At 72.1% G+C, this 850-nt stretch carries 1 protein-coding gene; it reads right to left on the bottom strand.

Translation table 11 applies throughout. The features are described 5' to 3' along the window. Positions 1-606 (bottom strand): class I SAM-dependent DNA methyltransferase (locus AXW62_RS39770; RefSeq protein ID WP_060948563.1); only part of this gene is annotated, 606 nt, incomplete at its 3' end. Positions 607-850 lie beyond the last annotated feature (244 nt).

An 850-nucleotide genomic window follows, 5' to 3' on the forward strand; every position in this document is an offset into this window, starting at 1 on the left:
GATGTAACGGTGCGGACTGCGGAACAGCCGAGCCCGCTTGGTGTCGTCGAACGAGAAGTGGTGCGACACGACGTGCTGGCGCAGTACGTCGTAGGTGTCCAGACCGATGTAGCCGGGCTCGGCATGCCAGACGGTGGCCGTCTGCCCCGGTGGGAGCTTGCGCAGCTCGGGCACCCACAGCTCGATCACGAACCGGCCGCCGGGCCCCAGGTGGCGGGCGGCGTTGCGGAAGCACTCGACCTGCTCGGCCTGGGTGAGCAGGTTGGAAATGGTGTTGTAGACGAGGTAGACGAGCGTGTACGTGCCGGGGGCGGTGGCGGTCGCCATGTCACCGACGATCACGGGGATCGTCGCCTCGTCCGCCTTGGCCCGCAGCCGGTCGAGCATCGGGCGCGACAGTTCAATACCGGTGACGGGGACTCCCCGTCCGGCGAGCGGGACGGCCACCCGGCCGGTGCCGATGGCGAACTCCAGCGCCGCTCCGCCGCCCGCGAGCTCGGCCAGGCGGTCCACGGTCGGCCCCAAGACCTCGGGCGCGAACATGCCCGTGCCGGGCGTGTCATAGCGCTGGGCGGCGTCGGTGTCCCAGATCTCCTCCTGCTCCATGCCGCCAACCTCCTCCGCCGGGGCGGGTGGCGTCCACCGGTTTTGTGCCCGGCGCGGCTTCTGCCGGGGTGAGCGGCGGGACGGGACCCTGCCGGGCCGCATTCCAGGATCGCGGTGGCTCCCGTGGAGGTGAGTCCCGAGGCGGTGGCCCCTGTCAAGGTTGCGTGGCCGTGGACCGCCGCGGGTTCAGGGCCCAGGTGGCGCGGCTTCTGCCGGGGTGAGCGCCGGGGCGGGGGCCCTGTCG

It is taken from the genome of Streptomyces hygroscopicus subsp. hygroscopicus (assembly GCF_001553455.1).
Taxonomy (GTDB): domain Bacteria; phylum Actinomycetota; class Actinomycetes; order Streptomycetales; family Streptomycetaceae; genus Streptomyces; species Streptomyces hygroscopicus.